At 68.4% G+C, this 26,761-nt stretch carries 27 protein-coding genes; 15 read left to right on the top strand and 12 right to left on the bottom strand.

Features of this window, described 5'->3' with window-relative positions; genetic code table 11:
• The first annotated feature begins 21 nt into the window (after nt 1-21).
• The gene (locus tag IEY70_RS05565) at nt 22-348 is read left to right on the top strand and encodes a hypothetical protein (protein WP_189064017.1); all 327 of its coding nucleotides are present in this window, start codon (nt 22-24) and stop codon (nt 346-348) included.
• A gap of 119 nt (nt 349-467) precedes the next feature.
• Here the strand turns inward: IEY70_RS05565 and IEY70_RS05560 are convergent, their stop codons facing one another.
• A complete protein-coding gene (locus tag IEY70_RS05560) occupies nt 468-917 on the bottom strand; it encodes a SufE family protein (RefSeq protein ID WP_189064016.1) in 450 nt (149 codons plus the stop codon).
• 154 nt (nt 918-1,071) lie between these two features.
• On the opposite strand from IEY70_RS05560, the gene IEY70_RS05555 reads away from it, so the two are divergent.
• Nucleotides 1,072-1,932, top strand: a complete 861-nt coding sequence (locus IEY70_RS05555) for a sulfurtransferase (RefSeq protein WP_189064015.1) — start codon at nt 1,072-1,074, stop codon at nt 1,930-1,932.
• A gap of 215 nt (nt 1,933-2,147) precedes the next feature.
• The gene (locus IEY70_RS05550) at nt 2,148-3,482 is read left to right on the top strand and encodes an alpha/beta hydrolase family protein (protein ID WP_189064014.1); all 1,335 of its coding nucleotides are present in this window, start codon (nt 2,148-2,150) and stop codon (nt 3,480-3,482) included.
• 66 nt (nt 3,483-3,548) lie between these two features.
• Here IEY70_RS05550 and IEY70_RS05545 read toward each other — a convergent pair whose 3' ends face one another.
• Nucleotides 3,549-4,550, bottom strand: a complete 1,002-nt coding sequence (locus IEY70_RS05545) for a metallophosphoesterase family protein (protein ID WP_189064013.1) — start codon at nt 4,548-4,550, stop codon at nt 3,549-3,551.
• A 35-nt stretch (nt 4,551-4,585) separates the two neighbouring features.
• Between IEY70_RS05545 and IEY70_RS05540 the strand changes: the two genes are divergently transcribed.
• From IEY70_RS05540 to IEY70_RS05525, 4 genes are read left to right on the top strand one after another with little or no spacing between them, the layout of a single operon-like run.
• Complete coding sequence (locus tag IEY70_RS05540; protein WP_189064012.1) at nt 4,586-4,846, top strand: hypothetical protein; 261 nt, start codon at nt 4,586-4,588, stop codon at nt 4,844-4,846.
• A gap of 16 nt (nt 4,847-4,862) precedes the next feature.
• The gene (locus tag IEY70_RS05535) at nt 4,863-5,228 is read left to right on the top strand and encodes an MmcQ/YjbR family DNA-binding protein (protein WP_189064011.1); all 366 of its coding nucleotides are present in this window, start codon (nt 4,863-4,865) and stop codon (nt 5,226-5,228) included.
• Nucleotides 5,225-5,791: a class I SAM-dependent methyltransferase gene (locus tag IEY70_RS05530; protein ID WP_229777667.1), complete on the top strand. Its 567-nt coding sequence runs from the start codon at nt 5,225-5,227 to the stop codon at nt 5,789-5,791. The genes IEY70_RS05535 and IEY70_RS05530 overlap by 4 nt, the downstream gene beginning before the upstream one ends.
• Nucleotides 5,788-6,360 carry a hypothetical protein gene (locus tag IEY70_RS05525; RefSeq protein WP_189064010.1) on the top strand — a complete coding sequence of 191 codons (573 nt, stop codon included), beginning with the start codon at nt 5,788-5,790 and terminating at the stop codon, nt 6,358-6,360. The genes IEY70_RS05530 and IEY70_RS05525 overlap by 4 nt, the downstream gene beginning before the upstream one ends.
• Before the next feature lie 16 nt (nt 6,361-6,376).
• Here IEY70_RS05525 and IEY70_RS05520 read toward each other — a convergent pair whose 3' ends face one another.
• The 5 genes from IEY70_RS05520 to IEY70_RS05500 form a co-directional block, all read right to left on the bottom strand.
• A complete protein-coding gene (locus IEY70_RS05520; protein WP_189064009.1) occupies nt 6,377-7,771 on the bottom strand; it encodes a serine hydrolase domain-containing protein in 1,395 nt (464 codons plus the stop codon).
• 114 nt (nt 7,772-7,885) lie between these two features.
• Nucleotides 7,886-10,561 (bottom strand): alanine--tRNA ligase, encoded by a 2,676-nt coding sequence (gene alaS, locus IEY70_RS05515; RefSeq protein ID WP_189064008.1) that lies wholly within the window; start codon nt 10,559-10,561, stop codon nt 7,886-7,888.
• A gap of 190 nt (nt 10,562-10,751) precedes the next feature.
• The gene (locus tag IEY70_RS05510; protein WP_189064007.1) at nt 10,752-11,270 is read right to left on the bottom strand and encodes a hypothetical protein; all 519 of its coding nucleotides are present in this window, start codon (nt 11,268-11,270) and stop codon (nt 10,752-10,754) included.
• On the bottom strand, nt 11,267-13,087 hold the full coding sequence (locus IEY70_RS05505; protein ID WP_189064006.1) for a CHAP domain-containing protein: 1,821 nt from the start codon (nt 13,085-13,087) through the stop codon (nt 11,267-11,269). The genes IEY70_RS05510 and IEY70_RS05505 overlap by 4 nt, the downstream gene beginning before the upstream one ends.
• A 104-nt stretch (nt 13,088-13,191) precedes the next feature.
• Nucleotides 13,192-14,226, bottom strand: coding sequence for an AfsR/SARP family transcriptional regulator (locus IEY70_RS05500; protein WP_189064005.1), 1,035 nt, complete (start codon nt 14,224-14,226; stop codon nt 13,192-13,194).
• Nucleotides 14,227-14,378: 152 nt separating this feature from the next.
• Here IEY70_RS05500 and IEY70_RS05495 point away from each other — a divergent pair, with 152 nt between their 5' ends.
• On the top strand, nt 14,379-15,878 hold the full coding sequence (locus IEY70_RS05495; RefSeq protein WP_189064004.1) for an amidohydrolase: 1,500 nt from the start codon (nt 14,379-14,381) through the stop codon (nt 15,876-15,878).
• A gap of 68 nt (nt 15,879-15,946) precedes the next feature.
• Here IEY70_RS05495 and IEY70_RS05490 read toward each other — a convergent pair whose 3' ends face one another.
• The 4 genes from IEY70_RS05490 to IEY70_RS05475 all read right to left on the bottom strand — a co-directional run bounded on the left by IEY70_RS05490 (nt 15,947) and on the right by IEY70_RS05475 (nt 19,194).
• The gene (locus tag IEY70_RS05490) at nt 15,947-16,675 is read right to left on the bottom strand and encodes a YebC/PmpR family DNA-binding transcriptional regulator (RefSeq protein ID WP_189064003.1); all 729 of its coding nucleotides are present in this window, start codon (nt 16,673-16,675) and stop codon (nt 15,947-15,949) included.
• Between the two features lie 98 nt (nt 16,676-16,773).
• Nucleotides 16,774-16,959 carry a hypothetical protein gene (locus IEY70_RS05485; RefSeq protein WP_189064002.1) on the bottom strand — a complete coding sequence of 62 codons (186 nt, stop codon included), beginning with the start codon at nt 16,957-16,959 and terminating at the stop codon, nt 16,774-16,776.
• A gap of 152 nt (nt 16,960-17,111) precedes the next feature.
• Nucleotides 17,112-18,149, bottom strand: coding sequence for a sugar phosphate nucleotidyltransferase (locus IEY70_RS05480; RefSeq protein ID WP_189064001.1), 1,038 nt, complete (start codon nt 18,147-18,149; stop codon nt 17,112-17,114).
• Nucleotides 18,150-18,225: 76 nt separating this feature from the next.
• Nucleotides 18,226-19,194, bottom strand: a complete 969-nt coding sequence (locus IEY70_RS05475) for an alpha/beta fold hydrolase (protein ID WP_189064000.1) — start codon at nt 19,192-19,194, stop codon at nt 18,226-18,228.
• Nucleotides 19,195-19,304: 110 nt separating this feature from the next.
• Between IEY70_RS05475 and IEY70_RS05470 the strand changes: the two genes are divergently transcribed.
• From IEY70_RS05470 to IEY70_RS05450, 5 genes are all read left to right on the top strand, one after another.
• Nucleotides 19,305-19,613, top strand: coding sequence for a hypothetical protein (locus tag IEY70_RS05470; RefSeq protein ID WP_189063999.1), 309 nt, complete (start codon nt 19,305-19,307; stop codon nt 19,611-19,613).
• A 352-nt stretch (nt 19,614-19,965) separates the two neighbouring features.
• Entirely contained in the window at nt 19,966-20,634 is a 669-nt protein-coding gene (locus IEY70_RS05465; protein ID WP_088246968.1) for a response regulator transcription factor, read from the top strand.
• Nucleotides 20,635-20,993: 359 nt separating this feature from the next.
• Nucleotides 20,994-22,010, top strand: coding sequence for a TerC family protein (locus IEY70_RS05460; RefSeq protein ID WP_229777666.1), 1,017 nt, complete (start codon nt 20,994-20,996; stop codon nt 22,008-22,010).
• A gap of 121 nt (nt 22,011-22,131) precedes the next feature.
• The gene (locus tag IEY70_RS05455) at nt 22,132-23,025 is read left to right on the top strand and encodes a P1 family peptidase (protein ID WP_189063998.1); all 894 of its coding nucleotides are present in this window, start codon (nt 22,132-22,134) and stop codon (nt 23,023-23,025) included.
• 103 nt (nt 23,026-23,128) lie between these two features.
• A complete protein-coding gene (locus IEY70_RS05450; RefSeq protein ID WP_189063997.1) occupies nt 23,129-23,410 on the top strand; it encodes a hypothetical protein in 282 nt (93 codons plus the stop codon).
• Between the two features lie 183 nt (nt 23,411-23,593).
• Here IEY70_RS05450 and IEY70_RS05445 read toward each other — a convergent pair whose 3' ends face one another.
• Complete coding sequence (locus tag IEY70_RS05445) at nt 23,594-24,415, bottom strand: GNAT family N-acetyltransferase (protein WP_229777665.1); 822 nt, start codon at nt 24,413-24,415, stop codon at nt 23,594-23,596.
• Between the two features lie 127 nt (nt 24,416-24,542).
• Here IEY70_RS05445 and IEY70_RS05440 point away from each other — a divergent pair, with 127 nt between their 5' ends.
• The gene (locus IEY70_RS05440; protein WP_189063996.1) at nt 24,543-25,190 is read left to right on the top strand and encodes a hypothetical protein; all 648 of its coding nucleotides are present in this window, start codon (nt 24,543-24,545) and stop codon (nt 25,188-25,190) included.
• A 9-nt stretch (nt 25,191-25,199) separates the two neighbouring features.
• Nucleotides 25,200-26,732, top strand: coding sequence for a uroporphyrinogen-III C-methyltransferase (gene cobA / locus IEY70_RS05435; protein WP_189063995.1), 1,533 nt, complete (start codon nt 25,200-25,202; stop codon nt 26,730-26,732).
• The last annotated feature ends 29 nt before the right edge of the window (nt 26,733-26,761 follow it).

The raw sequence follows: 26,761 nt of genomic DNA, 5'->3' as shown, positions 1-26,761 counted from the left end.
CTGAACAGGTACGCTGGACGGATGAACTTCGGACCCTGGATGACCGGTTGGAAGGGTCTGGCCCTGCTGGGCATCGTGGGCGGTGCGCTGTGGTTCTGGTGGCCTGCCCCTGTGCCGGCACCGGACATCCTGACTTCGTGCGAGACCCAGGCTCGTCGGCAGGGTCTCGCACCCGTATCGCCCGAACCTGCGGTCATGCCCGACGTGGTGCCGGCCGGGTACGCCAGCACCCTGAAGATTGATGGCCGACCCGTCACTTCCAGCGCGGTCCTGACCCTCGGTGACGGTTCCGTCTGGCAGTGCCGCGTGGACGCGCGGGGCCGGGTCACGCTAGCCCCCCCGCCCTGAATCGCCCCAGCTCTGGAACGTAGCGTCGTAACCCCCTCGGCCGGAGCTCCCGGCGCACCGGCTGGCAGCAGTCAGGCCGCCGGGTTTGCACCGGGCGGCCTGCGGGGTGGGTCTCTGGTTTACGCCTGGGCGTGTTCGCGCACGTCGTTCTTCAGGCGCATCAGGATGGCGCCCATGCCGCGCAGGCGCATGGGGGTGATCAGTTCGGTCAGGCCCATGTCCATGTAGAACTGGTCGGGGACGCTCAGGATCTCGTCGGGCGTGGCGCCGCTGAGGGCCTCGTGCAGGATGCCGGCGTAGCCGCGCACGGTGGGGGCTTCCTCGGGCACCTTGAAGTACATGTTCACGCCGCCCGTCTCGTCGCGTTCGGTGACCAGGAAGAAGGGGCTGGTGCATTCCGGGACGGGTTGCAGGAATTCCGGGTGCTCGACGTACTTCTCGGGCAGGCCGGGGAGTTTCTTGCTGTATTCAAGCAGGGCCTGGAGGCGCAGGGCCTTGGGTGCGCTGCGGAACATGCTGACGATGCTCTGGAGCTTCTCGGGCAGGGGGGCGGGGGCGCTGTCGCTCATGGGGGTACTGTAGCGCCGGGTGGGGGGTGGGATTGGGTGACCCTGTCCAGTTGACCTCTTTTGTCAATTAGTGGCGTCTCAGAGTACAATCCCGGAGGTCATCCGTCTCACCCCGGCCCTGCCGGGCACACCCCAGCCACAGGAGGCAACACACATGGAATACGCAAAAGACGTACTGGTCAGCACCGAATGGGTCGCGCAGAACCTGAACAAGGACGGCATCCGCCTGATCGAGGTCGACGAGGACATCCTGCTGTACGACACCGGCCACATCCCCGGCGCCGTGAAACTCGACTGGCAGACCGACCTGTGGCACCCCGTCGAACGTGACTTCATCACGCCCGACAAGGTCAGCGAACTGCTGGGCCGCCTGGGCATCGGGGCCGACGATCAGATCATCCTGTACGGCGACAAGAGCAACTGGTGGGCCAGCTACGCCTACTGGTTCCTGAGTTACAGCGGCGTGAAGAACCTGAAACTCATGAACGGCGGCCGCCAGAAGTGGATGGCCGAGGGCCGCGAAACCACCACCGACGCCCCCAGCGTGCAGGCCAGCGAGTACCCCGCCCTGACCCGCGACGACAGCCTCCGCGCCTACCGCGACGAGGTCAAGGCCCACCTGAGCGCCGTTCAGGAAGGCAAGGGCGCGCTGGTCGACGTGCGCAGCCCCGACGAGTTCAGCGGCAAGGTCACGCACATGGCCAACTACCCGCAGGAAGGCGTGCTGCGCGGCGGCCACATTCCCGGCGCGCGTTCCATTCCCTGGGCGAAAGCCACCAACGAGGACGGCACCTTCAAGAGCGCCGACGAACTCAAGGCCCTGTACGAGGGTGAGGGCGTCACGGCCGACAAGGACGTCATCGCGTACTGCCGCATCGCCGAGCGCAGCAGCCACAGCTGGTTCGTGCTGCGCGAACTGCTGGGCTACCCGAAGGTGCGTAACTACGACGGCAGCTGGACCGAGTGGGGCAACGCCGTGGGCATGCCCATCGAGAAAAGCTACAGCGAAAGCTGAACCCCGCTCCCGTCACAGCTCCCGTCACACAGCTCCCGTCACAGCCCCCGCCGCGCGCGGGGGTTTTTTTACGTGTGGGCGCTGTCCGGGCATGACGGCACCCTGACAGGCCGACTCCAGAGTATGATGCGCTTTGAATCACAAACCAGTTGACGGTCCGCGCCGTCCCAGGGAACCTGCCTGAGCCGCCCGGACTGCATGTGGAGGCTGCATCCATGAAACCATCCCGCCTGTTCCTCACCCTTGCCCTGCTGTCCCTTCCCGCCGCGCACGCCCAGACCACCCCGACCCTCCCGCCGCTGACCGTGCCCGGCGACCTGCGCCCCGACGCGCCCGAACTCGCCGCGCGCGGCCAGTACGCCGTGGGCGTGCGCACCATCGCGCTGGTGAACAGGGACCAGCTGGACATCGTGAACGCCAAGGACGGCGTCGTGCCCCGCTACGACCGCCCCCTGACCACCGAAGTCTGGTACCCCACCGCCGGGCAGAGCGGCAGCGGCCAGACCACCTACAGCGACGTGCTGGGCAGCGCCCCCGACAAACCCTTCCTGACCCCCGGCCGCGCCACCCGCGACGCCACTCCCCTCGGCCAGTCGTTCCCGCTGGTGATCCTCTCGCACGGGTACGCCGGCAGCCGCGTCCTGATGACCTACCTCGCCGAGAACCTCGCCAGCAAGGGCTACGTCGTGGCGGCCATCGACCACACCGACAGCACCCACGGCAACCGCGCCGCCTTCGCCAGCACCCTCCTGAACCGCGCGCTCGACGACAACTTCGTCATCAGCGAGATGGCCCGCCTGGGCGCGGCGGGCAGCGGCTCGCCCCTGAGCGGCGTCGTGAACGCCGACCAGACCGCCATCGTCGGGTACTCCATGGGCGGTTACGGCGCCCTGAACGCCGCCGGCGCCGGGTACGGCCCGCAGATGGCCCCCCTGATCCCCGGCACGGGCTTCGCCACGCGTCAGGCCGGGAACTACACGCCTGACCCGCGCATCAAGGCCGTCGTCGCCTTCGCCCCCTGGGGCGGAGCCGCCGCCGTGAAGGGCATCGGCGTGAACTTCGGCGGCAAGTACGGCTTCTGGGAAGATGCCGGCCTGCAGAACCTCAAGGTGCCCACCCTGTTCGTCGTGGGCGACCGCGACGACGTGTCCTGGTACGAGGACGGCGTCAAACCGCTGTTCGAGAACGCCGTGAACGCCGAACGCTACATGCTGGTGTACCAGAACGCCCTGCATAACGTCGCGCCGAACCCCGCGCCCGCCGAATCCTTCGCCTCCTTCGGCGATTACATGCACTACGCCGAACCCGCCTGGGACAGCGCCCGCCTGAACAACATCAACCAGCACTTCGTGACTGCGTTCCTGAACCTGAAACTCAAGGGCGACCAGAGCGCCGCCGAGTACCTGAACGTGCCGGTCCCCGTCTCCAACAACGCCAAGTACAGCCGCAACGCCGACGGCACCCCCAAGGCCGACGACACCTACTGGAAAGGCTTCAAGGACCGCACCGCGCGCGGCCTGGAGCTGTACCACCTGATGCCCAAACAGTAAGCAGGCCCGACCGCCTGCCCCTGCCCTGACCGGGTGGAGGCGGGCGGTGTTCTCTTGCCGCCTGCCTTAGCGGAAGTCGTTCACGCGGTTCAGCGGGCCGCCCAGGCCGTCCAGGCGGGCGGGCAGGCTGCTGGTCTGAACGGGCTGGCCGGTGTCCGCGTCCACCGTCTGGAAGGTGGCGCTGCCCGCAGCGGGGTGCAGGGTCAGCAGGGTGACGGTACTGCGGGCCGTGCCCGGGTACCCCACGTAATTGCGTCCGCCGATGCCGCCGCTGGCGAGGACGTTCAGGCTGCCCAGCTGTCCGGGGTAGTACGCCGCGTGATGCCCGCTGACGTACGCCAGCACCCGCCCCTCCTGCATGACCTGCCGCAGCGGCCCGGCGTCCCGGATGACCTCGCCCGCGCGGTTCTTGCCCTCGCTGACGCCCGCAAGCGGCAGGTGCCCCAGGACCAGCCGGATCCCGGCGGCGCGGGCGGGCGCCGAGGCGAGCTGCGCGGCCAGCCACGCGCGCTGCGCGGCGTCCACGACGGGACCGCTGGCGTCCAGGGTCGCCACGAACACCGTCCCGCCGCCCAGCGTGAAACTGCTGCGAAACGGGAAGTCCGCGCGGTCCACGAACGTCAGCGCGGGCGGGTGCGCCTGCCAGTACGTGCGCGCCTCGCGGCGGTCGCGGGGCAGCGAGGCGTCGTGGTTGCCGGGCGTGAACGCGAACGGAATCCCGGCGCGGTTCAGGGGCGCGTGCACGTCCCGGTCGAACGCCGCCCACATGGCCCGCACCTGCGCGTCCGTCAGGGACGCCTTCTGCCCGGCGATCAGGTCACCGGCCGACAGGACCGCGTCGGGCCGCCAGTCGTTCACGATGCGCGTCACGCTGCGGCCCAGCGCGGGCGGGTAGCTGGTGCTGCCGTACGGCCCGTTGAAGTCGCTGAGGATCGCCACACGCACCGGATCAGGCAGGGCAGGCGAAACAGGGGCGGCCGAGAGTAGCAGCGGCAACAGCAGCAGGGGCAGCGGCAGGGCAGGGGAGCGCACGCCCGGCAGTTCATCACGGCTTCTTGAGGAAATCATCAGGTGCCCCGGACGCTCAGGGCGCACCCTGGGGCATGACCCGCGACGACGCGCCCAGCCTGAACCCCACCCTGGCCCCCCACACCACCCCCGCGCCGGAACACCGCTCTGCCGAACAGGGGCCTGCCCCGGCGGCGGCGGACCTGCCGCCCGCCCCGGCGGTGCCTGCACCGTCCGGGGACGCCCTGAGCAGCACCGAGGTCGAGGCGCTGATGGGCGGCGCGGACGCCAGCATGGCCGAGGCGAACAAGGCGCTGGACACCGCCGAGGGGATCGACCCGGACACGGAAAGCTGATCGGTATCCTGCGGTCATGCAGTCCATCACGGAACTTCGGGCGGCGTGCGCCGCGCTGCCGCACTCGCATGAGACCTTCCCGTTCGACCCGACCACCCTGGTATTCAAGGTGGGCGGGGCGGGCGCGAAGATGTACGCCCTGACCGACGTGCAGGCTGACCCGGTCACGGTGTCCCTGAAGGTCACGCCGGAACGCGGCGAGGAACTGCGCGCCGCGTTCCCGGGGGTCACGCCCGGTTACCACCTGAACAAACGCCACTGGATCACCGTCACCCTGGACGGCCGCGTACCGGAAGAGTTGCTGCGCGAACTGATCGTGGGCAGTCACGCGCTCGTCGTGCGCGGCATGACGCGGGCGCAGCGCACCGGGCTGGGCCTGTGACGCCCACGCCGCTGCGGGTCATGATCGGTGCCGGAGAGCAGCGCTGGGACGGCTGGACACCCACCCAGCAGACTGACCTGAATCTGCTGGAGCCCGCCAGTTTTGCCGCGTACTTCGGAAACCGGTGGGCCGACGCGTTCCTGTGCGAGCACGTCTGGGAGCACCTGACGGTAGCGGAAGGCGAACGCGCCGCGCGGCTGGTCTACACGTACCTGAAGCCCGGCGGGCGGCTGCGCGTCGCCGTTCCGGACGGGAATCACCCGGACCCGGCGTACCAGGCGGTGGTCGCCGTGAACGGTCCCGGTCCGGCGCACGACCACCGGGTGCTGTACACGCTGGAGACCCTGACGCCCGTGTTCACGCAGGCGGGCTTCACGGTGCAGCCCCTGGAATGGTGGGACACCGCCCACACCTTCCACCACGCGGACTGGGACGTGCTGGACGGCCCGGTCTACCGCAGCCGCCACCTTGACCACCGGAACGCGGCGTTCCGGGCGGGTGTGGGCGCACCGGGGTTCACCAGCCTGATCCTCGACTGCCGCAGGCCCCCGGCCAGCCCATGACGGCGCCGGGCAGCCGGGTCCGCCGACGCCGCGCGCTGCGGCGACTGGGCATCACGGGCCTGTGGCTGGCGGCCCTCCTGACGCTCGGGGCGTGGCTGGGCGTGTTCCTGGCCCTGGCCCCGGCCCGCGCGGCCCTGAACGGCGCGGCGCAGTCGCTGGGCACGCTGGACCGGCAACTGGCGGACGCGCAGGCGACCCTGGCCCCGCTGGACCTGCTGGGCCGCCCGGAAACGCAGGAGGCCGCCCGCACCCTGCGCACCCTGGCCGAGGCGGCGCGGCGCACGCCACTGCTGGACGTGTTCATTCCGCCCGCCACGCTGGACGCCGGGGTGAACCTGGCCCGCGAGTGGGAGACCGGCCTGCGCGACCGCCCGCCGCTCCCGGCCCTGGCCGAGGCGCGGCGGAGCGTGAGCGAGTGGCTGGCGCGCGTGCAGGCCCTGCAACGCCGCCTGACGTGGCTGGGTGTGGGCCTGGGGGCGCTGGTCACGCTGCTGTGCGCGTGGTTCGCGGTCGGGCAGGTGGCCCTGATCCGGCTGGTGGCAGAGGTCCGGCCAGACCGGCACCCCTGACACGGCCCCCCGGCGGTCAGCCCAGGGAGGGGAGGGGCGGTAGGCCCACCCGCGCCCGGTACGCCGCGACCGGCCACGCCCGCCCGCCGCCCTGCCGGACCCACTCGACCTGACCGGCCCCGTCCCGCTGGTAGTGGTACGCCTCGCCCACCGCGCCGAATCCCGCTTCCGGCGCGGGCTTCAGCGTGTGCGCGTCCACCACGGTCAGTTCCGTGACACTCAGGCCCGGGTCGCCCTGCGGCACCAGCGACACGAGGCGGCCCCCCAGGTTCACCACGTCGAACACACCCCAGTCAGTGGCAAAGCGGCCCGTGAAGCCGTCCAGGTCGGTGTCCGGCGCGTCCGCCTCGGCCTTCGCGGGTACCTTCGCGGCCAGATCGATCAGCCGCACGAGGTTCGTGGCCCACTCGGTCGCCGGGCCGCCCAGGCAGTTCGTCAGGACCGACACCGACAGCCCCGACTGCGGGTCCAGCCACGACTGCGTGATGTGCCCCGGAAAGCCACCCGAGTGCCCCACCAGCGTCCGCCCGTTCACCTCGTCCAGGATGAAGCCCAGCCCGTACCAGCGCCGCGACGGGCGCGTGACCTCCGATTCCTTCCTCTGCATCAGCCGTTTCGACCGGTCCGACAGCAGTTCCGGGCGGCCCGGCGCATGCGCCGACAGGTACGCCGTCACGTCCTCCGCCGTGCCGTAGAAGCCCGTGGCAGCCGCCATCGCCCGCGTGTCGCTGGACGGCAGCACCCGCCGCGCGTCGTTCCCCGCCAGTCGCCCGCTGTGCCCCGCTGCCAGTTCCGGCTCGCGCGCCGCCGGGAGTTCCGGCCCCAGGTTCCGCAGCCCCAGCGGCCCCGTGATGTGCGCCGCTACGAAGTCCCCGTATGTTTCCCGGCTGGCCGCCTCGATGATCAGGCCCAGCAGCGAGTACCCCATGTTCGAGTACTTGAAATGCGTGTTCGGCGCGAACACCTCCGGCGCGCGGCACAGGTCCAGCAGCGCCGCCCGGTCCGGGAAGGCGTGAAGCTGCTGCCAGTAATCGCTGTCCGCCCCGTCCCGGTTGATGCCCGACTGGTGCCCCAGCAACTCCCGCACCGTCATGGCCGCCGCCGGCGACCCCTCCAGCTCCGGCAGCCAGTGCCCCGCCGGGTCGTCCAGTCGCACGATCCCGGCCTCGATCAGCTGAAAGACAGCCGTCGCCGTGAACGTCTTCGAATGAGACGCGATGCGGAACAGGTGCCCCGGCGTCAGCGCCTCGTCCGTCGCCTCGTTCGCCACGCCCAGCGCGAACGACGCTGCCAGCTCCCCACCCACCCGCACCGCCACCTGCACGCCCGGCACCCGCGCCAGATCCCGCTGGAACTCCAGCCAGGACGGCAGGTAGGGAGCCAGGGCGCGCACCGCATCAAGAAGAGGCATGAGGGCAGCGTAGCGCGCCCCGGCCCCAGCCGCAGGACCCCTGGGCCGGACAGAGGCGGGGGCGTCCCGGTCAGCCCAGGACGCCCCCACCACCACAGGTTCAGAACGACGGGTTCAGAACGCCGTGTCGAGTGCCGCCAGCGCCGCGTCCGCATCCGTCACGCCCGCCTGGGCCATGTCGGGGCGGCCGCCACCCTTGCCGCCGCCTGCCGCGGCGAGCTTGCCGATCAGCTGCCCGGCGTGCGCGCCGCGCGTCACGGCGTCCTTGGTCGCCTTCACGACCAGGCCCTTGTCGCCCGCCAGCACGACCATGTCCGCGCCGCTCTGGTCGAGCAGTTTGTCGGCGGCGCCGCGCAACTCGTTGCCCTCGATGCCCGAGAGTTTCAGCGCGGCGACCCTGAAGCCGCCCAGCTCGCGGGTCTGCGCGGCCCCGCCGGCCCCGCCGCCCATCTGCGCCTCGGCCAGTTGACGGCGGACGGTCACGGTTTCCTTCTCGGCGGCCTTCAGTTGCGTCTGGAGGCCGGTCACGCGGGCTTCCAGGCCGTCGGGGCTGGTGTTCAGCAGCGCGGCGGCCCGCGCGGCAGCGTTCAGGCGTTCGCGCACCCACGCGGTGGCCTGCTCGCCCGCCAGGGCTTCCACGCGGCGCACCCCGGCGGCCACGTTCTCGTCACCCAGGATCACGAATGCGCCGATGTCGCCGGTGCGGGTCACGTGCGCGCCGCCGCACAGTTCCATGGAGCTGACGGTCTGCCCGGCGTACTCCACGCTGCCGCCCACGCGCACCACGCGCACCGTCTCGCCGTACTTCTCGCCGAACAGTGCGGTCGCGCCCGCCGCCCTGGCGTCGGCAATGGGCATCTCCTGCCACGTGACCGCGAAGTTCGCGCTCACCCAGCGGCTCACCAGGGTTTCCACCGCTGCGATCTCGTCGGCACTCAGGGCCGCGCCGTGCGAGAAGTCGAAGCGCAGACGGTCGGCCGCCACCAGCGAGCCTTTCTGCTGCACGCCGCTTCCCAGCACGGCCCGCAGCGCAGATTGCAGCAGGTGCGTGGCGGTGTGGTGCCGCTGGATGGCCTGCCGCTCGCCCGACACGACGGCGCGCACGTTCAGGCCTTCCTTCAGTTCGCCGGACTCGACCAGCACGTCGTGCAGGAACACGCCCTGCGGCGTCTTGCGGGTGTCGCGCACCACCCCCATGCCGCCGTCCCACTCGATGCGCCCGGTGTCGCCGACCTCGCCGCCGCCCTCGGCGTAGAAGGGCGTGCGGGACAGCACCACGGTCGCCTCGCTCCCGGCGCTCAGGTGCGCCAGCCGCTCACCCGCACCGACCAGCGCCACGACCTCACCCTCGGCCTGAAGGTCGTCATACCCGACGAACACGGTGGGGGACAGGCCGTCCAGCGCCTCCATATTCCCGCCGAACAGTTCGCTCTTGCCGTACTTGCTGCCCGCCCGCGCGAGGTTCTGCGCGTTCTCCAGGCTCTCCGCGTACCCGGCCTCGTCCACGCTGATCCCGTACTCCTCGGCGATCTCCTTCGTCAGGTCCACCGGGAAGCCGTACGTGTCGTACAGCACGAACGCGTCGTTGCCGGACAGGGTCGCGCCCCTCTCCATGCCGCTCAGCAGCTTACCCAGGCGCTGAATGCCGCCCTCCAGCGTCCGCAGGAAGCTCTCCTCCTCGGCCCGCACGGTCGCCTCGACCTTCGCGAGGTTCTCCCGCAGTTCCGGGTACGCGTCACCCATGCGCTCGGCCACGATGGGCACCAGCTTGAACAGGCTCGGCTCACGCAGGCCCAGCAGGTACGCGTGACGGCACGCGCGGCGCAGGATCTTCCGCACCACGTACCCGCGCCCCGTGTTGCTGGGCACGCTCCCGTCCGCGATCACCATGCTCACGCTGCGGATGTGCTCGGCCACCACCCGGTGAGACACACTCACCTCACCCTCGTACGGCTGCCCGCTCAGTTCCGCCACGCGCGTCACGATCGGCAGGAACACGTCGTTACTGTAGAAGTCCGGCACGTCCTGCACCACGCTCGCCACGCGCTCCAGCCCCATGCCGGTATCAATGTTCTTGAACGGCAGGTCCCGCAGCACGGGCGTCCCGTCCGCCAGCGGCTCCTGCCGGTCAAACTGCGGGAACACCAGATTCCAGATCTCCAGGAACCGCGCACTCTCACGCGTCACCGCGTAATCCGCCCAGCTGTCATCCCCGTACTTCGGGCCACGGTCATAGAAGATCTCGCTGCACGGCCCGCACGGCCCATTCGGACCTTCCTTCGGCGCGTCCGCCGGCCAGAAGTTCTCATCCGCCCCGAAGCGGTGCACGTGGCTCGGGTCAATCCCGATCTCCTGCGTCCAGTACATGAACGCCTCATCGTCATCCTCGTAGATCGTCACGTACAGCTTGCTGCCGTCCATGCCCATCCACTCGGCGCCCGTCAGGAACTCCCACGCCCAGTGAATCGCGTCCCGCTTGAAGTAATCACCGAAACTGAAGTTCCCCATCATCTCGAACAGACTCAGGTGCCGCCGCGTGCGCCCCACGTTCTCGATATCGCCCACCCGCACGCACTTCTGCGCCGTCGTCACGCGCTTGCTGGCCACGCCGTCGAACACGGCCGGCGCACCCATGAACTGCTCCTTGAACGGCTGCATGCCCGCCACCGTGAACAGCGTCGTCGGATCCGGCGCGACCGTGCTGTAACTCGGCAGGTGCAGATGCCCCTTACTCTGGAAGAACTGCAGGTACTTCTCGCGAATCTGTGCGGTAGAAAGCGGACCAGTCATACCGCAAAGTCTAGCGCGCCCACCCAGACCGTACACCCAGCACGGATACCCCGCGTAACCGGCCGCCGGACCTGCCGACTGACCCACCCAGGCAGACAAAAGCGCCCAGGCAGAATGCCCAGGCACAAGTAAGAGGATTTCAGGCGCGCAGCATGTGAATATTTGATATTGCGACCTTCGAGTTTAGATTTTATTTTGATGGGGGATATTGCGTTTTTGGCATAATTCCGAACTCTAAACGCCCTTTTTCTGGCTTCATGCTTGGATCCGGGGAGCTTCGAATGTATGCGACCAGCTGAATTCCGCCAGATTTAAAATCTCTTATTTTTGCGTAATCTACGATGTCGCTCTCCACTAGTGCGTTCGCGGCAAAAATATCACTCTTGATTTCCAGATCCTTCAGACCGTAGAATTTATAGAATAGATCAACCATTTTACAGTCATTCGGATTTGGGCCATATAATAGACTCCCTTCGCCAAGAAGAATGCTGTATCGATTGGAATAGTTTTTGTTGGAATTTATAAATAGTTGTGTATTCTTTGTGATAATTTGATTACCTATTCTATACCTGTATACCCCATCAGTGCTGCCCGTAAGTACACATTTGTAATTTGTACAGAATAAGCTTGCGGCTATGGATTTTTCTGCTGAAGAACCGGAACCTGAGCAAGAAATTATTAAAAAAACTGGCAATATAGTGCGCTTCATTTCCTTAGCCACCCCATTACATTCAGGTAACTATGAGATTGAGATATCTTATAGATTTTCTTGCCAGCAACCGAGCTATGCTCCAAGCCTATTGTGTCTGTAAACTTAGTTCCTACATTCTGTTGCGCTATGGTGAAGTTATCGTCAGAGGCACTTGATACGATCGCTACATGCCCAACGGAAGAAAATGGATTGGGGCCGAAGATGATTAAATCCTGATATTTTGGCTTCTCTGTGGATCCTATCTTAAACTGGGTCAGTTTTCTTTGGGTATTAACGTTGCCATTCGGAGTATTCTTATCAAAATAATCTTCCGCATTACCCGATCTGGGGGCAAATTCAACACCTAGGCTATCATAATAGTAGCGCCTGACAAATTCTACGCATTGCCATTTCAGGCCGTACTCATACTTATTGCCATCCTTTGAATAATTCCGATTCCCTGACGCGCTTTCCTCTGACGATTGCACTCCGTCATTGTAATATGCCTTGACTCCATCGAGTGAACCGATTTCGGCTCCCCAATCCTTGTTGGCGCGTATAGTTCTTTTTATTTCGGCACTGGTATCTTTGACTGTGCCAGATTGCCGGGGATTTTGAATCTGATCCCGCTGAACTGACGGCTGGTTTTTGAATGTATTGTTCAGATTATCTGAGAAAACTTCAGAATGGTATATTGCCCTCCATTTCCTCTCGTCTCTATCTGTATCTGGATTGCGGGCGGTGTACCATTGTCTTTCGAGATGTCTGCTTCGTTCGTCTATATTGTTTCCGTAAACTTCTCTCCAGTGGAGTCGCACGGCATCTGCGGCTTCTGTGGGAGTTATAGCAAAATCACCATTTGAATCTAACCCGCTATTATTCTTATAGCCTTTGGGGTTTGAAGTTTTGGTTTTCCATACTGAATTGTAGGATTTATTCGCATTGCCGCCCAAAATACTCATATATATCTCTTCAAGAGTGATATTTCTATTTTCTGCCTTGGCTTTTGCGACTGCCTGAGGCACTCCATGGGTTTTCAAAAATTTTTCTACATAAGGCAATTGCTCAGTAGCACTCATTTTTTGGAATTCTTTGGCGGACACGAGACCAAAATCCTTGGCTGCCTCTGGGCCGAACTGAATCAGACCATAATAACCCAGCCCATTATCAGCCTTTGAATCTAGTCCTCGTGTTCCATGATTATGGTCTGCTGATTCAAAAGTCATAACTGCCAATAAAAGATCTCTTGGAATTCCGATTCTTTTGCACATTTCATCTAATTGATCTAAAAATTTGGGCTCGGATAGGGCTGGGAGCTTCTTACGCATCGCCGGAGTCAGTGTTTGCTCCCAATCTATTGTACGGTTGTTGGCCTGTTCGGGAATTATATCCGAAGATGAAGAGCTGCCTTGTTGATTTTGAGCAGGCTTTATCCAAGCGGCCATGCGTAACGTAATTTCAGAGACCGTGAATGTATCTCTGGTCGTGATGTTTGTGAAACTACTGGTGACAGTTTTGCCGTCGGGGCTGATTTTTCCCTGAAATTCAGCTTTGTTCTCGGTGCCTTTCAGCGTGAAGGTGTTGTCGTCGCGGAGTTGCCCTTCAAGGTGCCAGCCGCTGCCCTTGCCAGGTGTGGCTTGGTAGCGGGCGGTGAGGTGCCCGTCGGGTCGGCGGATGATGCGCAGCTGGAAGGTGACGCCTTTGGCCGCGCCCCGGAAGGTGCGTTCCCAGCGTTGCTGGTTGGCTTTGAGCGGGCGGGGTGCTGTGGTGGGGGTGGGGGTTTTGGGTTTGGGTGCTTTGCTGGGTACGGTCTTTGGCTCTCTGGTATCGAACATGTGACCTCCGGTTCACCTAGCGTACCGGGTGGTCTGGGGGTAGCGCGGCGCAAATGAGGCAGGCCCGGCGCATGGGCGGCCGGGCCTGTTCTGTGTGGGCTGGTTCAGTCGAGGTCGACGGCCCACCACGCTTCGCGTTGCGCGGCGAGGCGGGCGCGGGGGTCGCCGATGGTGTCGAGGGCGCGGGCGAGGCCCTGCCAGTCGGGTTCGCTCATGGGGTCGATGGCCAGGGCGCGCTGGTGGAACTGCGCGGCGTCGCGGTCGCGTCCGGCTTCGGTGGCGGCGCGGGCGGCCACGCCGAGCAGGCTGAGTTGTTTCTGTTCGAGGCGGGAGCGGACGTCGTCGGCCCAGGGGCTGTCGGTGCCGGGCAGGTAGTGGCCGTACTGCGTGACGAGTTCCCGGAGTTCCTCGAGGCCCAGGCTGCCCTGTTCGGCCTGCGCGGCGAGCAGTTCGAAGCGTTGCACGTCGTACTCGGGGTTCAGGTCGCTGGCCAGCGCGTAGCGGCGGTTGGCGCTGACGACCGCTTCGTTGCTCAGGCTGCGGCGCAGGCGGTGCAGGGTGGTGTGGAACAGGCTGCTGGCGCGCGCCTCGTCCTTTTCGGGCCAGAGGGCCTCGGCGGCTTCCCAGCTGGTGACTTCCTTGTGTTCCAGCAGGTAGAAGAACAGTTCGAGGGCCTTGCGGCTGACCCAGGACACGGCGCTGCCCTGCCAGACGACCTGCGCGGTGCCCAGGCCCTTGGCCTGCATGCCGCTCTCGCCCTGGAGGGTCAGTCCGGCGCGGCGCAGGCGGGCGTCGATGGCGGTGGTCAGGTCCTGCGGGGTGAAGGGTTTGGGCAGGTAGTCGTCCGCGCCGAGGTTCATGCCGCGCCGCACGTCGCCGCGTTCGGCGTGGCTGGAGAGCAGCATGAACGGAATGGCGGACAGTTGCTCGTGCGCGCGGAGTTTCTCCAGGAATTCCAGGCCGGTCATGTACGGCATGACCACGTCGCTGATCACGAGGTCCGGCGTGAACACTTTCAGCAGGTCGAGGGCTTCGACGGGATGGGTGCTGGTGCGCACCTCGTGCCCGGCGCGGGAGAGGATCACGCTGACGAGTTTGAGGATGGCAGAGTCGTCGTCCACCACGAGGATGCGGGGCATGCCGCTCAGTTTAACAGGACGGCGGGCCAACTGGGGGCGCAGGCGCGGCGCGGTACACCCGGCAGGTGGGTGTTTTGACTGGCTGGACGCGCTGGCGCGGCGTTCCGCGCGTGCGGGGCGGGTGCAGGGGCGGGTGCCGTAGGCTGTCGGACATGACGCACCCGCTGACCGTGATTCACGCCCGGACCCTGACCCTCGACGACACCCGGCCAGAGGTGCAGGCTGTGCTGGTGGGGGGCGGGCGGGTCCTGGCGGCCGGGTCGCGTGAGGACATGGCGGCGCTGGCGCCGGGCGCGCAGGTGCTCGATCACCGGGACCTGCTGCTCACGCCGGGGCTGGCGGAGGCGCACATTCATCTGGTCACGTACGGGTTCTCGCTCTCGGAGGTGCCGCTGCACGGGGCGCGCAGTGTCGCGGAGGTGCAGGCGCGGGTGGCGCAGCGGGTGATGAACACGCCGCCCGGCACCTGGATTCGCGGCGGGGGGTTCCTGCTGTCGGAACTGGGCCTGAACGGGTACCCGTCGGCGGCATTGTTGGACGAGGTAAGCCCGCATCACCCGGTGCTGCTGTACTCGCGGGACCTGCACCTGAGCTGGGCGAACAGCGCGGCTCTGCGACTGGCCGGTATTCATGACGGCACGCCGGACCCGGAGGGCGGGCGGATCGTGCGGCCCCTCGGGTGCCTGCTGGAACTCGCGTCTGACCTCGTGGCCCGCGTCATTCCGGCTCCCAGTGACGCGCAGTACCTCGCGGCGGCCCGCGCCGGGGCGGACGATCTGGCTGCGCGGGGGTACGTGAGCGCGCACACCACGGCCTTCGAGCCGGTCGAGGCGCCCCGCGCCCTCCAGACGCTGGCGCAGCGGGGCGAACTGCCGCTGCGGGTGTGGGCGTGCCTGCCGCACGACCGCCTGGGGCACGCCCGCGCGCTGGGCCTGAGCCGCACGCCCGGCGGGCTGTTCCAGTGGGGAGGCGTGAAGTTCTTCGCGGACGGCGCACTCGGCAGCCGCACCGCGTGGCTGCACGCGCCCGGCTTCGCGGACGGCTCGGGCACCGGCATGCCGCTGGACCCGCCGGACCTGATCGCGGAACTGGGCCGCGAGGCCATCGAACTGGGTCTGACCCCGGTCACGCACGCCATCGGGGACCGCGCGAACACCGAGGTCCTGAACGCCTACGACCACCTGCGCCCCCACGCCGGGGCGCGCGGCATCCGCCTGCGCGTCGAGCACGCCCAGCACCTGCGCGCCGAGGACCTCCCACGCTTCCGGGGCCTGACCGCCAGCGTGCAACCCATCCACCTCCAGGCGGACGGCCCCATGATCCGCGACCTCATGCCGCACCTGGAGGGCCTCAGTTACGCCTTCCGGTCCCTGCGTGACGCCGGGGCGGTCCTCGCGTTCGGCAGCGACGCCCCGGTCGCGCCACCCGAGTACCGTGCGAACTTCGCCGCCGCCATCACCCGCGTGGACGACAGCGGCGCGCGCCTCGCGCCCAGTGAGGCCCTGACCGAACTGGACGTCCTGCACGCCCACACGCGCGGCCCCGCCCTCGCCGCCGGCTGGGACGACGAGGGCATCATCCGCCCCGGCGCCCGCGCCGCCTTCACCCTCTGGGACCGCCTCGGCGGGAACGCCCAGGCCCTGGTGCTGTAAGGGTTGATGGTCAAAAGTTGATGGTTGATGGAGGACAGACCCTCCATCAACCATCAACTTTCAACCATTCACTCCTCGTCGGGGAGGTCGGCGTTGCTGTAGACGTTCTGCACGTCGTCGAGTTCTTCGAGGGCGTCGATCAGGATGAGCAGTTTTTTCGCGTCGTCATCGGCGACGGCGACGGTGTTGCTGGGGACCATGTCCACCTGGGCGTTCTCGATCTCGAAGCCGGCGGCGGTCAGGGCGTCCTGCACGGCGTACAGGTCGTTGGGGCCGGTGCTGATGGCGAGGCCTTCCTCGGATTCCTGGATGTCCTCGGCGCCGTGTTCGATGGCGGTTTCCTGCGCCTGTTCGCTGGTGTCGGTCAGGAGCAGGATGCCTTTCTTCTCGAACTGCCACGCCACGGAGCCGCTGGTGCCGAGGCTGCCGCCGCGCTTGTTGAACACGGCGCGGATGTCGGCGACGGTGCGGTTGACGTTGTCGGTGAGTGCCTCGATCAGGATGGCGGTCCCGCCGGGGCCGTAGCCTTCGTACGTGACTTCCTTGAATTCGGCGGCGCCTTCACCGGCCCCGACGGCGCGTTTGATGGCGTTCTCGATGTTGTCGACCGGGACGGTGTCGCTCTTGGCGGCGGCGATGGCGTTTTTCAGGCTGAGGTTGCCGCTGGGGTCGCCGCTGCCGCCGGAGCGGACGGCGGCCTGAATGGCGCGGATGTGTTTGGAGTACATCGCGCTGCGTTTCTTGTCGTTCGCGCCTTTCTTGCGCTTGATCTGCGACCATTTGCTGTGACCGGCCATGTTGAACACTCCTTACGTGAAACTGCGCCCACCGGGTCCCTGGGGGTCGGGGGCGCGTGCAGGGGGCATTCTAGCGCAGCGGGGCGCGGGGGCCGCCTTCAGCCGTCCTCGTCGGTGGGTTCGCGGTTGGGGTGCGCCGGTTGAAAGCGCGCCTGATGGTCGGTCGGCGAGAGGTTCTCGCGGTCCTGCGCGCGCGGCCCGGTGTCCAGTCCGCTGATCAGCACCTCGCCGGAAGCGGCGGTGTCCGCCTGTGGCCGGTCGTCCTGCCCGTCGCGTTGTGTCATGCCGCTCAGCGTAAGCCGTGGCCGGGCGCGGCCGGGTGTGTGCCGGATGGGGGAGGGTTGAGGGTCGGCACGGCTCGCCTCTGTTCTCTGCGCGCTGCTGTCTGTCCTGCGCCATCAGCCATCGGCTATCGGCTATCGGCTATCGGCCAGTGTCACATGCGCATGACGCTGCGGTCCCCGATGACCATCTGAAGGCCGGTGTCGCTGGGCGCGGTGACCAGCGCGTGACGGCCGATCAGGCTGCGGTGAATGGGCAGGGTGGGGTGCAGCACGCGGGCGAAATCGTCGATCAGGCTGGCGTGCACGCGGGCGCTGTCCACGCGGGCGTGCGCGCCGATGCTCACGCCCGGCCCGATGGTCGCGCCGCGCACCAGGGCGTGCGGGCCGATCCAGACGGGACCGGTGATGACGCTGTCCTCGACGGCGGCGCCCGCCTCGATCACGACCGGGCCAGTCACGACGCTGCGGTCCACGCGGCCCTCGATGCGCCCCTGAAGGCGTGACAGGAAGAAGGAGTTGGCGCTCAGCAGGTCGTCGGGCGTGCCGGCGTCACTCCAGAAACCGCTGAATTCCACGGCGCGCACCTGCCCTCCGGCGGCCATCAGGGCACTCAGCGCCTGCGGGAACTCGATCTCGCCCCGGTCGCTGGGCAGCAGGTCCTGCACGTACTCCAGCAGCGCCGGGCCGAAACTGAACACGCCGCACGCCGCGAGGTTACTCTCGGGTTTGCGGGGTTTCTCGACCAGGCGCAGCAGGCGGCCGTTCTTCACGATGGCCACGCCGTACGCCTGCGGGTTGGGCACCTGTTTCACGCCGATCACGGCGTCCGCGTCGCGCAGGGTGCTGATCATAGGCGTCAGGCGGTCCTGGAAGAGGTTGTCGCCCAGGTACAGCAGGGTCGGCTGGTTTTCCAGGAACGCGCGGGCGCTCAGGACGGCGTGCCCGGTGCCCAGAGCTTCGCGCTGCCGGATGAAGGTCAGGTGCCCGCTGCCCTGCGTGGCGTCGCGCAGGTCCGTCTCGCTGGACGGGCTGCACACGATGCCGATGTCGCTGATGCCGGCGTCCCGCAGGGACTGCACGGCGTGGGCAATGATGGGCTGGCCCGCCACGGGAACGGCGTGCTTGGCGCGGGTCGCGCTGAGGGGCAGCAGGCGACTGCCGCGCCCGGCGGCAAGAATCAGGCCTTTCATGAGATCACACAGGAGTATACGGGCCGCGCCATGAGCGAGTCTGAGAACGCGTCGGCGCGGCCCCTGCGCGCTGGCCTCAGCGGGTCAGGGCGTCGTCCAGCGCCTGCGCGAAGGCGTCCTCGTCGTCCAGCCAGGGGTAGTGCGCGGCGTCCAGCACGGTCACGTCGCCGTCCGCGAGGTCCGCGACCCACTGCACCTGCTCGGGGTAACTGGTGCGGTCGTGCGCGCCCGAGATCACGAACACCGGGCGGCGGATCTCCGTCAGGAACGGCGGGTACTCGAACTCCCACAGGCCCTGGTTCACCAGCGCTTCCTGCACCTCGCCGCCGCCCACGAGTTGCCCCTCGGCGTCCATGAATTCCAGGCGCATGCGGGTCGGGGCGTCCCGGAACTGCAGGGCGTTCAGCAGGTCGCGGGCGTTCAGCAACTCGAAGGCCGCCTCGATCCGCGCCGCGCCGACCGGGGCGTGCTGCCCGTCGGGCGTGTCGGCCCGCACGCGCTCGGCCGGGTCGTCCAGGGGCGTGCCGCGCCGGGCGCTGGCCTCTTCCAGCAGGGTGCGCGCCAGGTCCGGGTAGTGCACCCAGGGGTTCACGACGATCACGCGGGCCGTGCGGGTGGGGTGGCGGCGGGCGTACTCCAGCGCCACGAGCGCCCCGAATCCGTGCCCGAGCGGCACGATCCGTTCGGCGCCCAGGAAGTCCCGCACGGCGTCCAGGTCGCCGACCAGCGTGTCGAGGTCCAGGGTGTCGGCGCCCTGTTCGGTGTCCTCCAGCGGGCCGCTGCGGCCCGAGCCGCGCTGATCGAGGAACACGGCCGCGCGCGGCATGCGGTCCCCGAACGCCGCCTGGAACGAGTAACTGTTGTACCCGGGGCCGCCGTGCAGGAACACCAGCGGGGCTTCACCGCCGGCCGGGTCGCCCGTCACCTCGAAGTACAGGTCCGCGCCGTTCAGGTGCTCCAGGTACACCTGATCCGCACCGTCCGGGAAGTCTTCCGGGAAGGCGAAATCGTCGGGCGCAGCGTCGGGGGGCGGCAGGTCACTCATGCCGGGCATTCTAGTCGGCGCGGCCCGCGACCCGCAGCGGCGCGCGGCACGGTTCCCGACGGCGGGCGGGTCGGGTCCGGGGTGCGGGCCGGTGCGCTACGCTGCCGCGCATGACCGATCCGTCGTCCGGGGCCGGAACGTCCGGCGAGCATGCGCCGCTGGGCATCGCGTTCACGCTGAGCGGCGTGGACGAACTGACCTTCACCCGCATCCTGCGCGACCTGATGCGCGACCCGGCCTTCCGCCGCCCGCTTCAGGTGCAGGCGCAGGAACCCCGGCCGGGCGCGGCGGCCCGCCTGACCCTGGTGTTCCATCCGCAGGATCAGGCGCTGGCCGCCGCCGCCACGCAACGCCTGAAAACGCTGCTGCTCCGCCACGAGGTGCAGGTGGACGACATCATCGTGCCCGGCCCGACCTGATACTCATCCGAGTGGATGCGAGTACAAGAGAACCGCCTCTCCGTACGCGGAGCCGGCAGGGCCGGTGCGGGGGCGGGTTGCTGGCGAAACAGACGGCAGTCCGTATAAGGGGTGCGCCCCTGGGTGGGGGACTTGACGACTTCTGCCTGGTGACTGCTGCCTGACGGCTGTTAAGGGAGCATAAACCGCACCTGAGCCCCCCGGGGCCTTCCCGGCCCCTACGATGGGCCGGAAACAGGTGCACCGGCATCCGAAGCGGACACACCCACGGTTGCGTGCGTCCCTGGCCTGCCAGGGCAGCGCCCAGCCGGGCCACCGAACATCCCAGGGATGAGGAGACGAAAAGGCAGCTATGGAGCAACGCATCCTACTTATTGAAGACAACCCGGATATCACCCGCGTCGTGCAGTACGAACTCGAACAGGCCGGGTACAGGGTCCTGGCCGCGCCGGACGGCGTGACCGGCCTGACCAGCGCCCGCGAGAGCAACCCGGACCTGGTGATCCTGGACCTGGGCCTGCCGGACTTCGACGGTGCCGAGATCGCCCGCCGCCTGCGCAAGACCAGCAGCGTGCCGATCATCATCCTGACCGCCATGGACGCCGTGGACCGCAAGGTGAACCTGCTGGAGGCCGGCGCGGACGACTACATGACCAAGCCCTTCCACCCGGAGGAACTCGTGGCGCGCGTGAAGGTGCAGCTGCGGCACCAGCAGCACGGCGAGGTCATCTCCATCGGGCCGCTGGAGATCCACCCGCAGAAACGCCTGTGCCACTACAACGGGCACGAGGTGCGCCTGTCGCCCAAGGAGTTCGACCTGCTGACTTTCCTGGCTCGCCAGCCGGGCCGCGTGTACTCCCGCCAGGAGATCGAACGCGAGGTCTGGAACGGTGAACTCCCCAGCAACAGCAACGTGGTGGACGTGCACATGGCGAACATGCGCGCCAAGCTGCGCGACCTCGACGGCTACGGGATCATCCGGACCGTGCGCGGCATCGGGTACGCCCTCAAGACGCCCTGATCCTGCCTTTCCGCACCCGCCCGAACGCCGCCGCGCTCCGGGCGGGTGTTGTGCTGCGTGGGCCTGCCGGTCCTCCGGGCTGCCAGTCCTCCGATTGGGCTTTACCAATCTCTCATCCGAAGTGCTTCCCGTTCGGGAATACTGAAGGTCAATCCGGGGGAGTAAGCCGCCCAGCTTCGGCAGGGTGCACCTGATCGTCAATACGGAAACCAGAGGTTTCCCGGTCAGGCGCAGCAAAGGCAGAGACCCGGCAGGAACGCGGCGCGAACCGCGGCTCCTGCCGGGCGTTTTCGTGTCTTGTGGCACGACATTCCCGCCAGTGACCGACCCCCTCGCGCCGCGCCCACCGGAGGAACACCGTGGACGCACTCATGACCCCCTGGCTCGGACAGCCCACCTGGATGTGGCTGGTCTTCATCACCCTCGTCGGCGCCCTGCTGGCCTTCGACCTCGGCGTGCTGGACCGCCTGCGCCGCCGCCGCGCCGACGCGGCCGGCGTGGCCGCCGAGGATCAGGTCATCGGAATCGGCAGCAGCCTCAAACTGAGTGCCTTCTACATCGCGGTCGCGCTGGCCTTCGGCGGGTGGGTGTGGGCCACGCTGGGACCGGCCAGCGGCATGGCGTACCTGACCGGTTTCGCGCTGGAAAAGGCCCTGGCACTCGATAACGTCTTCGTGATCAGCGTGATCTTCGCGTCGTTCGCCATTCCCCGCCACCTCCAGCACCGCGTGCTGTTCTGGGGGATTCTGGGCGTGATCATCCTGCGCGGCGTGATGATCGGCCTGGGCACCGCGCTCGTCACGCAGTTCGACTGGATCATGTGGATCTTCGGCGCGTTCCTGCTGCTGACCGGCGTGAAACTGCTGCGCGGCGGCGACGACGAGACCCCCGACATGCAGGCCCACCCCGTCGTGCGTTTCCTGCGCCGCTTCCTGCCCATCAGCCCCAACCTGGACGGCCAGAAGTTCCTGACCCGCCTGCCCGACGCCCAGGGCCGCCTGCGCCTGCACGCCACGCCGCTGCTGCTGGCCCTGCTGGTCGTGGAATTCGCCGACGTGATCTTCGCCGTGGACAGCATCCCCGCCATCTTCGCCATCACGCAGGACCCGTTCATCGTGTACACCAGCAACATCTTCGCCATCCTGGGCCTGCGCGCCCTGTACTTCGCGCTGGCCGCCATGGTCCACCGCTTCGAGGCCCTCAAGCCCGCGCTGGCGCTGGTACTGGTGTTCATCGGCGCCAAGATCTTCTACGCGCAGTTCTTCGGCAAGGTCGACCCGGCCATCAGCCTGACCGTCACGCTCGGCATCCTCGGCGGCGGCGTCCTGCTGAGCCTCTGGCGCACCCGCAACGACCCCACCCCCGACGTGAGCTGACCGCACACCCCACCCGCCCACAGGCGCGCCGTGAACCAGAGTCACGGCGCGCCTCTCTGTCGTGTGGGGTGTGTCGTTTCCGGTCTGTCGTTTCCGGAAGACCTGTGCTCTGCTGAGGCCCATGAGCGAGAACCGTACCCTGACCGGCGTTCCGGGTTTCCAGGTGGGCCACTGGACCGACACCCAGGCCCGCACGGGCTGCACCGTGATCCTGTGCCCCCCGGAGGGCGCCGTGGCGTCCGCGTCGTTCCTGGGGCCCAGTCCCGGCACGCGCGAGGGCGTGCTGCTCTCGACCGACAAGAAGATCGAACGCATTCACGCGCTGCTGCTGACCGGTGGCAGCGCCTTCGGCCTGAGCGCGGCGGGCGGCGTGGTCCGGGTACTGGAGGAACGCGGCGTGGGGCACCAGACGCCCTGGGCACGCGTGCCGCTCGTTCCGGCGGCCGTGATCTACGACCTGGGCGTGGGCCGCGCCGACATCCGCCCCGGCGAGGCGCAGGGCGAACACGCCGCCCGCACCGCCAGCGCCGACCCGGTCCCGCGCGGTCTGGTCGGGGCCGGAACCGGCGCGACCGCCGGGAAGTACCTGGGGGGCGGCGTGCCGGGCGGACTGGGCAGCGTCCTGCTCGAACGGCACGGGGTGCGGGTGGGCGCGCTGGCCGTCGTGAACCCCATCGGGGACGTGCTGGACGAACGGGGCGGCGTGCTGGCCGGACCCGGCGTCGGGCCGGGCGCCGCCGCCTTCACGCCGGGCGACGTGCAGAACACCACCCTGATCGCCGTGGTCACCGAACACACCCTGAGCAAGGGCGAGTGCCGCCGCCTCGCGGACGCCGCGCAGGCCGCGCTGGCCCGCGTCATCCACCCCAGCCACACGCCCTGGGACGGCGACAGCGCCTTCGTCCTGAGCGCCGCCACCCTGCCCCCGGCCGACCCGTTACTGCTGGTCGCACTCGTGCAGGAGGCCGTGTGTGCCGCCGTCCGGGACGCCGTGCGCGCCGCCCGCAACCCCTGAACCCGGCCGGGCTCTTGAGGGCGTGACCATCCAGGATTGGCCCAACCTTGACCTTGTGTTCCCCCACCCGGTTCCGCCCGTGCGCGGCGGGTCACTCTGAGGCATGATCGCCTTTCACCCTCACCTGTTCGTGCGAATCGTTGAACTCGGCGGCCCCCGCGCTCCGCAGCCCCTGCCCCTGTCCAGCGGGTTCAGCGAGGCCCGCGCGTACCGGGTGCTGGGCGTGTACAACCCCTCGGAAACCTCGGACGCGTACTTCATCCTGGCGAACGACCGCGACGAGATGTGGTTCATCTGCCAGCGGCACCTGCGCTTCGCGGGCCTGCACGACACGCCCGCCCATCACCTGGACCTGCCGGACGTCCACGCGACCGCCGCCGACTGATAAGGACTCCGATTGAATGGCTTGTAAAGCTATTCAATCCGAGCGGAGCGAGTAGGAGCAAAACGGGTTCCGGACGTGGAGTTGACAGATCGGTGGTGTTCCGATCTGTTAACGAAACAATCGGAGTCCGTATGATCTCCACCCTGCTGGAACGGTTCACGGTGACCCGTTCATTCCGGCGGTTCAGGAGCGGGCGAAGGTCAGGCGCAGGCCCGCCAGCCGGAACCCGGCCCGCAGGACATTGCGTTCGCTGGGCGTGCCGGGGGTCACGAACACGCTGGTCAGGTCCGCACTGGCCTGCGCGGCGGCGTGCAGGCGGGCGGCCAGCAGCGCCGTCTGTGCGCCGCGGCCCCGCTGGTCTGGCCGGGTGGAGGTGCCGTGCAGCGCGGCCGCCACTCCCGCCTGATCATCGGGTCCGGCCGCGCCGAACCGAGTGACCGACAGGGCGGCCGCGCCCAGGCCCGGCCCGTCCGGCGGGCCAGCCAGGAACAGGCGCGTGCCGGGCGTCTGCGCGACCCGCCGCATGATGGCCTCGCTGCCCGGCCCGAAGCCCGCGGCGCACACGGTGGCCCAGGCGTCGGCGTCGGTGGTGGGCTGTGCGGGCAGGGTCGGGGTGGGGGGCAGCTCGCTCAGGTCGTGCAGGTAGGCGTGCAGCACGTATGCCAGCGTGTATCCATGCTCGGCCAGCAGCGGGATCAGGGTCGGCGCGGCGTGGGACAGCAGGTGCAGGGTGGGCCGCTGCCCGTGCGCGGCGCAGAACGACTCGAACGCCGTCAGTTCCTGCGGGGTGGGCGGGCGGCTGCCGTCGTGCCACGCGCTGTTCAACGGTGAGTCCGGCGCGTCGTGCACGGCCACCAGCGGACCGAACGTCGCCACGGACCCTCCGGGGTGCTGGCCGTAGCGGGTGTGCGCGGCGGCCTCCGCGCGGGCCAGTCGGGGCAGGCTGGGCGGTCCCGGCGTGGACGGGGCAGGCGTGGACGGGGCAGGCGGCGCGGGCAGAGGCATGAACGGAGTGTACGGCCGGTGTCCCCGTCCGGCTGTCGCCCACGCCGCCAGCATGCAGGGGCCGGATGAAGGCCTGTTCACCTCCCTGAAGGCCGCGCCCGGCCGCTGCCGGTGAAGACTGCCCGGCATGCGAGACCTCTTCCGTGTCGCGTTTCGCCCGCCACTGCTGCTCGCCGCTGCGCTCGGCTACACGGCGTACCTTCAGAATCCGCGTGATCCGCTGCGGCCCACCGACCTGCCGGACGGCGTGGGGCCGGTCACGCAGCGCCTCTACCGCGTGGACGTGCAGGGCGCCGCGCTGGACGCGGCCGCCGTGACGGCGCTCGTCGGGCAGCGCCTGCCGGACCTCGCGCCGAAGGTCACCGCGTGGTTCCGGGGGCTGGACGCACCGTTGCCGTCGCAGGGCGGGCCGCCCATCCGGCCCGGCACGCGCCTGCGGATCCTGCTGACCTTCACCCGCCGGGCGCGCGTGCAGATGCAGGTCATGGAACCCACCCGCCTGCGCCTGCGTACGCTGCGGCTGCACGCGGACGCCGGGACGGTCACGTTCCGCGCGCTGGACACCGGCCCCGGCGCGCTGCGGCTGGAGATCGAGACGGTCGTGCGGGCCGCGAGCTGGCCGGACCGGGCCGCGTACCTGCTGGCCGCGCACCTGTTCCAGCGCCTGAACTGGCAGGCGGTCCTGACCGGCGCCGCCCACCTGAGTGGCGGGCAGGTCGCCGCGCGGGACCACCGCACCCGCGAGTACGCATATGTCCCGCCCGCCGCCCGCTAGCCTGTAGGCATGACCGACGCTCCCGCCGCTTCCCCCGCCGCACCGTCCCGCGCTTTCGTGTCCCTGATCGGGGCGGGTCCCGGCGATCCGGGCCTGCTGACCGTGCGCGGCATGCAGGCGCTCATGGAGGCGGACGTGGTGCTGTTCGACTACCTCGCCAACCCGGACCTGCTGCGCTACGCGCCGGACGCGCACACCATCTACGTGGGCAAGAAGGGCTTTTCCGAGTACATCAGCCAGGAGCAGATCAACGCGCTGATCGTGGCACAGGCGCAGGCGAACGGCGGGCAGCGCGTGGCCCGGCTGAAGGGCGGTGACGTGTTCGTGTTCGGGCGTGGCGGCGAGGAAGCTGAGGCCTGCGCCCTGGCCGGCGTGCCGTTCGAGATCGTGCCCGGCGTGAGCAGCGCCATCGCCGCGCCCGCCTACGCCGGGATTCCCGTCACGCACCGCGAGGTCGCCCGGTCCTTCGCCGTCCTGACCGGCAACACGCAGGAGGGCGGCGCTCACTACGAGCGGCTGTCCGGCGTGGACACCCTGGTCCTGCTGATGGGCGTACGCAACCTGCACCAGATCGCCGCCGACCTGATCGCCGCCGGGCGCGACCCGCAGACACCCGCCGCGACCGTCCAGTGGGGCAGCACGCCCCGCCAGCGGACCGTGACCGGCACCCTGGCCACCATTGCCGACGTGGTCCGCGAGGCTGGACTGGAAGCCCCGGCCGTGACGGTCGTGGGCAAGGTCGTGCGCCTGCGTGACAGCCTGCAATGGTTCGACACCCGCCCCGGCTTCGGCGGCCCGCTGACCGGACAGACGGTCGCCGTGACCCGCACGCGCGGCGGCGCCAGCGGCCTGGGCGACCTGCTGCGCGCACGCGGCGCGGGCGTACTGGAAGTCCCGCTGATCGAGTTCGCACCCACCGCGCACCCAGACGCGCTGCACGCCCGCCTGCGCGACCTGAGCGGCGTGCAGTGGCTCCTGCTGACCAGTAACCACGCCGTCACCACCCTGATCGGGCACCTGCACGCCCTGGGCCTGGACACCCGCCACCTCGCCGGGGTGAAACTCGCCGCTGTCGGCCCCAGCACCGCCCGCAGCCTCGAAGCGGTGGGCCTGCGCGCCGACTTCGTGCCCGGTACGCCCGGCGCCCGCCACCTGGGCGCCGAACTGCCCGCCGCGCCCGGCGACACGCTGCTGCACCTGACCTCGCAACTGGCCGAAGACGACCTGCAACGCGCCCTGGAAGCGCGCGGCCTGACCTACGACCGCGCGGAGCTGTACCGCACGGAACCCGCCCGGCCCGACAGCCTGTCCATGGACCGCCTGCGCGGCGCGGCGGTCGTGACCCTGGCGTCTGGCAGCGCCGCCCGGCACCTCGCGGCACTGGTCGGCACGGACCTGCGCGTGGCCGTCATGGGTCCCCAGACGGCCGACGCGGCGCGCGAGGCGGGCTTCACGGACATCACCGTCGCTCACACCGCCAGCCTGGACGCCCTGGCCGATGCGGCCGAGCAGGCCGTCGCCGCAGCCGCTGTTACCGACTGAGGCACGTTCTACGGACTCCCAGTGAATGG

The organism is Deinococcus seoulensis, assembly GCF_014648115.1.
GTDB classification, from domain to species: domain Bacteria; phylum Deinococcota; class Deinococci; order Deinococcales; family Deinococcaceae; genus Deinococcus; species Deinococcus seoulensis.
This window is presented reverse-complemented; position numbering and strand designations above follow the sequence as displayed.

Excerpts from the sequence above, each read along its gene's own strand:
- IEY70_RS05565 (WP_189064017.1), top strand. The coding sequence starts at position 22 with ATGAACTTCGGACCCTGGATGACCGGTTGGAAGGGTCTGGCCCTGCTG.
- IEY70_RS05560 (WP_189064016.1), bottom strand. The coding sequence starts at position 917 with ATGAGCGACAGCGCCCCCGCCCCCCTGCCCGAGAAGCTCCAGAGCATC.
- IEY70_RS05555 (WP_189064015.1), top strand. The coding sequence starts at position 1,072 with ATGGAATACGCAAAAGACGTACTGGTCAGCACCGAATGGGTCGCGCAG.
- IEY70_RS05550 (WP_189064014.1), top strand. The coding sequence starts at position 2,148 with ATGAAACCATCCCGCCTGTTCCTCACCCTTGCCCTGCTGTCCCTTCCC.
- IEY70_RS05545 (WP_189064013.1), bottom strand. The coding sequence starts at position 4,550 with ATGATTTCCTCAAGAAGCCGTGATGAACTGCCGGGCGTGCGCTCCCCT.
- IEY70_RS05540 (WP_189064012.1), top strand. The coding sequence starts at position 4,586 with ATGACCCGCGACGACGCGCCCAGCCTGAACCCCACCCTGGCCCCCCAC.
- IEY70_RS05535 (WP_189064011.1), top strand. The coding sequence starts at position 4,863 with ATGCAGTCCATCACGGAACTTCGGGCGGCGTGCGCCGCGCTGCCGCAC.
- IEY70_RS05525 (WP_189064010.1), top strand. The coding sequence starts at position 5,788 with ATGACGGCGCCGGGCAGCCGGGTCCGCCGACGCCGCGCGCTGCGGCGA.
- IEY70_RS05520 (WP_189064009.1), bottom strand. The coding sequence starts at position 7,771 with ATGCCTCTTCTTGATGCGGTGCGCGCCCTGGCTCCCTACCTGCCGTCC.
- alaS (WP_189064008.1), bottom strand. The coding sequence starts at position 10,561 with ATGACTGGTCCGCTTTCTACCGCACAGATTCGCGAGAAGTACCTGCAG.
- IEY70_RS05510 (WP_189064007.1), bottom strand. The coding sequence starts at position 11,270 with ATGAAGCGCACTATATTGCCAGTTTTTTTAATAATTTCTTGCTCAGGT.
- IEY70_RS05505 (WP_189064006.1), bottom strand. The coding sequence starts at position 13,087 with ATGTTCGATACCAGAGAGCCAAAGACCGTACCCAGCAAAGCACCCAAA.
- IEY70_RS05500 (WP_189064005.1), bottom strand. The coding sequence starts at position 14,226 with ATGCCCCGCATCCTCGTGGTGGACGACGACTCTGCCATCCTCAAACTC.
- IEY70_RS05495 (WP_189064004.1), top strand. The coding sequence starts at position 14,379 with ATGACGCACCCGCTGACCGTGATTCACGCCCGGACCCTGACCCTCGAC.
- IEY70_RS05490 (WP_189064003.1), bottom strand. The coding sequence starts at position 16,675 with ATGGCCGGTCACAGCAAATGGTCGCAGATCAAGCGCAAGAAAGGCGCG.
- IEY70_RS05485 (WP_189064002.1), bottom strand. The coding sequence starts at position 16,959 with ATGACACAACGCGACGGGCAGGACGACCGGCCACAGGCGGACACCGCC.
- IEY70_RS05480 (WP_189064001.1), bottom strand. The coding sequence starts at position 18,149 with ATGAAAGGCCTGATTCTTGCCGCCGGGCGCGGCAGTCGCCTGCTGCCC.
- IEY70_RS05475 (WP_189064000.1), bottom strand. The coding sequence starts at position 19,194 with ATGAGTGACCTGCCGCCCCCCGACGCTGCGCCCGACGATTTCGCCTTC.
- IEY70_RS05470 (WP_189063999.1), top strand. The coding sequence starts at position 19,305 with ATGACCGATCCGTCGTCCGGGGCCGGAACGTCCGGCGAGCATGCGCCG.
- IEY70_RS05465 (WP_088246968.1), top strand. The coding sequence starts at position 19,966 with ATGGAGCAACGCATCCTACTTATTGAAGACAACCCGGATATCACCCGC.
- IEY70_RS05455 (WP_189063998.1), top strand. The coding sequence starts at position 22,132 with ATGAGCGAGAACCGTACCCTGACCGGCGTTCCGGGTTTCCAGGTGGGC.
- IEY70_RS05450 (WP_189063997.1), top strand. The coding sequence starts at position 23,129 with ATGATCGCCTTTCACCCTCACCTGTTCGTGCGAATCGTTGAACTCGGC.
- IEY70_RS05445 (WP_229777665.1), bottom strand. The coding sequence starts at position 24,415 with ATGCCTCTGCCCGCGCCGCCTGCCCCGTCCACGCCTGCCCCGTCCACG.
- IEY70_RS05440 (WP_189063996.1), top strand. The coding sequence starts at position 24,543 with ATGCGAGACCTCTTCCGTGTCGCGTTTCGCCCGCCACTGCTGCTCGCC.
- cobA (WP_189063995.1), top strand. The coding sequence starts at position 25,200 with ATGACCGACGCTCCCGCCGCTTCCCCCGCCGCACCGTCCCGCGCTTTC.